This window comes from Pseudorhodoplanes sp. (genome assembly GCF_035565795.1).
Classification (GTDB): domain Bacteria; phylum Pseudomonadota; class Alphaproteobacteria; order Rhizobiales; family Xanthobacteraceae; genus Pseudorhodoplanes.
Genome location: NZ_DATMRV010000220.1, coordinates 1 through 4,903, shown reverse-complemented (window position 1 = coordinate 4,903; position 4,903 = coordinate 1). Strand labels below are relative to the sequence as shown.

Genomic DNA, 4,903 nt, shown 5'->3' with positions numbered 1-4,903 from the left:
CGTCATGCGCAAGCGCCTTGTGGACCTGGCCTAGCGATGCAGCGGCGGCGGGCTTGTGCTCGAAGCTTGCGAATTTCGCCTGCCAGTCGACGCCTAGCTCGGCGATCATCCGTCGCTTGACGAAGGCCCAGCCCATCGGCGGCGCTTCGTTCTGTAGCTTCGCGAGTTCCGCGGCATATTCTGCAGGAAGCGCATCAGGGATAGTGGACAGCAACTGCGCCACCTTCATGATCGGGCCCTTCAGCCCGCCGAGTGCTGCGGCGAGTTGCATTGCATTCTTGCCGCGGTCGAGATCGAGGCCGAAGAGGCGCGCGCCCGCGATCCGCGCGGCGACGCCGCCGACATCGGTTCCGACGCGGGCATAGCGGCGGGCACGTGCAGAAAAACGATTGGCTTCGGAATCCGACATCCCGACAAAGCTAGGCATTCGTAGCCGCGCGCGCCAGTGCCGGAGCGGCTGCGGAACAAAACGGCTGTCGCCTATTGCGCGGTCCAGCCGCCGTCCGCCGCGATCGACTGCCCGCGGATCTGATCGGCCGCCGGCGAACACAGAAAGACTGCGAGCCCGCCCAGTTGCTCCGGCGTGACGAATTCCAGAGACGGCTGTTTCTCCCCGAGGAGCTCGAGCTTTGCCTTGTTCATAGGAATTCCCTCAAGCTTGGCGCGGTCATCGATCTGCTTTTGCACCAGCGGTGTCAGCACCCAGCCGGGACAGATCGCGTTGCAGGTTACGCCGGTCCGCGCTGTTTCCAGCGCCACGACCTTGGTGAGGCCTACGAGGCCGTGCTTCGCCGCGACATAGGCCACCTTGTCCACGCTGGCCACGAGTCCGTGCGCGCTCGCGATGTTGATGATGCGGCCCCAGTTTCGCTCGAGCATCTGAGGCAAAGTTACACGAACGAGATGGAAGGCGGATGACAGATTGATCGCGATCACCGCGTCCCACTTCTCGGGCGGGAAGTTCTGGATTGGAGCGACATGCTGGATCCCGGCATTGTTCACGACAATGTCGATACGACCCATTTTCGCAGTCGCGTCCTTGGCCAGCGCCTCGATTTCGGCCGGCTTCGACATATCGGCTGCGATAAAGGCTGCGCGCACCTTGAATTCGCTTTCGATCCCCGAGCGCAGTTTTTCGATTTCCGCGGCATCGCCGAAACCGTTCATGACGATGTCCGCGCCGGCACCCGCGAGCGAACGAGCGATGCCAAGTCCGATACCGGAGGTCGACCCGGTGACGACCGCGACTTTTCCTTTGAGCATTGGAATAAACTCCGTGGGACGCGCATGAATTCTGATGACGAAGGGATGTCACGCTTCTCGGGAGAAAGCATCTCTACGTCAGTATAATGCTAGAATTTGGGCTGTTGCCTCAGCTCGTGAGGAGGCGACATTGCACCACCAGCCTCCGCGATCAAATTCGCCGCCTCCTCCACAAGCGCGACATTGGAAACCTCGGCTCCCAGCGGCGCGTCCTCAAGCCCGACCCGCACATGTCCGCCGCGCGCCACCGCGCCCGCAATCAGCCCGCGGATATCGACACCGAGGCCGGCGACCATCCACGGCGAGTTCGGAGCGGCTTCATTCAACAATGCCACGTGTGCATCAAGATGATGGAGCGCCGGCGGGAAGCCGAACGCGAACTGATCGGAGAACATGAAGCGGTAGACCGGCGCTGGCAGCGTGGGAAAGCGTGCCGCCATCGCAGCGCCGAGTCTGGTGAAGCCCGGCTCGTAGATCGCATAACTCGGCCGCACATGATGTTCGGCGCAAATGCGCAAGCCTTCCAGAATATGATCGCCGGGATTCTGATAGACGAAGCCGGTCTCATCGCGCGCAATGTCATCGAACATCGCAAAGTTCACGGAGCCCGGATCGACCACCGCCCATTCGACAAGCCCGCGCTTCGCAAGTTCGACAAGATGCGCATAGCGGGCGGCAGCGCTGGTCAGATCGCCGGCGAATCCCGAACCCGCGATCGGGATGGTCGGATAAACGATCGCATCACAATGCGCGCGAATGCCTTCGATGATCCGCGCATAAATCTGCCAGTCGTCCTTCTGACGACCGGAGCTTTCGTCATAGGCATGCAGATGGATGATTGAAGCGCCTGCCTTTGCACAGGCCACGCCGTCGGCCACAATCTCGTCGACCGTGACAGGAATGCGCGGCTGGCGCGAACGTGTCCAGGGACCGTTGAGTGCAGCCTCGAGCCAGACCCGCCGCACACCGCCCTCCCTGGAGCCGATCCGCGTTAGGCCGCCCGGTCCAACGCTTCCAGTTCGCCGATCAGGCGCTCGATCACGCCGAGACCGCCCTGCCAGAAATGCGGATCGCGCGCATCGAGTCCGAACGGCTTGAGCAATTCAGAATGATGCTTCGTGCCGCCGGCTCTCAGCATGTCGAGATAGCGTTCTGCAAAGCCCGCCTCCGCCTTCTCGTAGACTGCGTAGAGCGAGTTCACCAGGCAGTCGCCGAACGCGTACGCATAGACGTAGAAGGGCGAATGGATGAAGTGCGGGATATAACTCCAGAACACTTCGTAGCCGGGCATCAGCTCGATGGCAGGACCAAGACTCTCGGTCTGCACCTGCATCCAGATTTCGCCAATGCGATCCGCAGTGAGCTCGCCGTTCTTGCGCTCGGTGTGGATGCGCCGCTCGAACGTGTAGAATGCGATCTGTCGCACCACCGTATTGATCATGTCCTCGCATTTGGAAGCGAGCATGGCCTTGCGCTGGACCGGATCGTCGGTCGCAGCGAGCAGCTTCTTGAAAGTCAGCATCTCGCCGAACACGCTGGCCGTCTCCGCGAGCGTCAGCGGCGTCGGCGCCATCAGGGGACCGTTCGGCGCCGCCAGCACCTGGTGGACGCCGTGCCCGAGTTCATGCGCGAGCGTCATCACATCGCGGGGTTTGCCCTGATAGTTCAGCAACACATACGGATGCGCGGACGGCACCGTCGGATGCGCGAAGGCGCCTGGCGCCTTGCCCGGCCGCACCGGCGCATCGATCCAGCGATCGTCGAAGAAACGCTCCGCGATCTTCGCCATCATCGGCGAGAAAGCGCCATAGGCTTCGAGAACGGTTGCACGCGCCTCGGGCCAGGCGATCGTGCGCATCTTCACTTCCGGCAGGGGCGCGTTGCGATCCCAATGCGGCAGCCGATCCTTGCCGAACCACTTCGCCTTCAGCGCGTAATAGCGGTGAGACAGTTTCGGATAGGCAGCCTGCACCGACGACACCAGCGCGTCGACGACTTCGCGCTCGACGCGGTTCGACAAGTGCCGCGCATCAGCCACGTCGGCGAAACCGCGCCAGCGATCCGAGATATCCTTGTCCTTGGCGAGCGTATTGGTGATGCGCGAAAAAATGCGGATATTCGCCGCGAAGGTCGTTGCGAGGGCTTCCGCCGCGGCCTTGCGCTTCTTCTCGTCGGTATCCTGCAGCAAGGTCAGCGTTGGCTCGATCGCGAGCTCCTGCCCATTGACCTTGAATCGGAGACCGGCGATCGTCTCGTCAAACAAGCGGTTCCACGCCGAAGAACCGGAGACCGATTTTTCCTGGAAGAGCTGCTCGATGCGGTCTTCGAGTTGATATGGCTTCTCCTTGCGCAAATCCTCAATCCACGGCCGGTAATGGCCGAGCGCCGGATCCGTCATGGCCTGTTCGATTTGCGCGTCATCAATGCGGTTGAGCTCGAGTGTGAAGAACAGCAGGTGCAGGTAGATTGCCGTGATGCGCTCCTGCACATCGCCATAGAATTTCGCGATGGTGGGATCGGTGGTGTTACCGTAATACGTCAGACCGGCAAAAGAGCCGAGCCGTCCAAGCAGATCCTCGATCGCCTCGTAGCGCCGCACGGGCTCCGCGAGGGACTGACCCGCGTGTGGGCCGGTGGCGAGTTCCGCGAGCCGGCCCTTGTAGGCCTTCTCGAAGGCGACGCATTCAGCTTCCGCGCGGTCGAGATCGCGCTTGAATTCGGGTGCGTCGATCGAGCGATAAAGATCGGCGAGATTCCATTCCGGGAGGGCGCCGAGGTCCGACGCTTCGGCGCCTTCCTTCGGCGGCTTCGTGGACTTGGCGGCGGCTGGTTCGGTGGCCATGAATGTCTGAAATCACCCTGTTTCCTCAACCGACATCATATCGCGACTCGGTGCGTCTTCCGCAACCACGCCCGCAGCGCCGCTGGGCAGGACCAGAACGCTTCAAATAGCCGCCGCGGTCGCGTAGTTTCCGCCCGCCATGCGGCTGGGGCATACCGCCATTTCGGCCCGAGCCTTCAGAAGGACGTTGTCAATGAATCGTAAGGAACGGCGCGCAGCGCAGAAGCGGGGCGGCCCGGCCATGACCCCGATGGCTGCGACCCTCGCGCAGGCCTTCCGCGCCCATCAGACGGGATACCGGTCCGAAGCCGAGCGCCTCTACCGGGACGTGCTTGCGGTCGAGCCGCGCAACGCGGCCGCGCTGCATCTCCTCGGTGCCCTCATGCATCAGTCCGGCCGAACGGACGAGGCGGTCTCTCTCATGCGGCAGGCGATCGCGATCGAGCCGCGTAACCCGGATTACCATTACAACCTCGGCTCGGCGCTCGTCGCCGCCGGTCGCATGACGGACGCGATCGAACCCTTGTCGAAGGCGATTGCGTTGAAGCCGCAATATGCCGAGGCGCATTTCGAGATCGGCAACGCCTACGCCCGGTCGGGCCAACTCGACAGCGCCGAGAAGAGCCTGCGCCGTGCTCTCGACCTCCAGCCGGCCAACGCCGCGATCATGAACAATCTCGGCCGTGTGCTGCGGGCGATGGATCGCGCCGAAGATGCCGCCGCAATCTGGCAGCGGGCGGTAACCCTGCAACCCGGCCTCGCGATCGCGCATCTCAATATCGGCATGGTACGCCACGA

Annotated in this window: 5 protein-coding genes; 1 reads left to right on the top strand and 4 read right to left on the bottom strand. The window is 62.7% G+C overall.

Annotated features, from left to right (window positions below; genetic code table 11):
• The 4 genes from VNZ93_RS19600 to VNZ93_RS19585 all read right to left on the bottom strand — a co-directional run.
• The coding region (locus VNZ93_RS19600) for an AarF/UbiB family protein (RefSeq protein ID WP_325709079.1) at positions 1-427 on the bottom strand (427 nt) is incomplete at its 3' end.
• Positions 428-480: 53 nt separating this feature from the next.
• Positions 481-1,263, bottom strand: coding sequence for a 3-hydroxybutyrate dehydrogenase (locus VNZ93_RS19595; RefSeq protein ID WP_325709076.1), 783 nt, complete (start codon positions 1,261-1,263; stop codon positions 481-483).
• A gap of 89 nt (positions 1,264-1,352) precedes the next feature.
• A complete protein-coding gene (locus tag VNZ93_RS19590; protein ID WP_325709073.1) occupies positions 1,353-2,228 on the bottom strand; it encodes a 3-keto-5-aminohexanoate cleavage protein in 876 nt (291 codons plus the stop codon).
• Between the two features lie 26 nt (positions 2,229-2,254).
• On the bottom strand, positions 2,255-4,105 hold the full coding sequence (locus VNZ93_RS19585) for a M3 family oligoendopeptidase (RefSeq protein WP_325709070.1): 1,851 nt from the start codon (positions 4,103-4,105) through the stop codon (positions 2,255-2,257).
• Between the two features lie 193 nt (positions 4,106-4,298).
• Here VNZ93_RS19585 and VNZ93_RS19580 point away from each other — a divergent pair.
• Positions 4,299-4,903, top strand: a 605-nt coding sequence (locus VNZ93_RS19580; RefSeq protein ID WP_325709066.1) for a tetratricopeptide repeat protein, incomplete at its 3' end; no start/stop codon positions are given.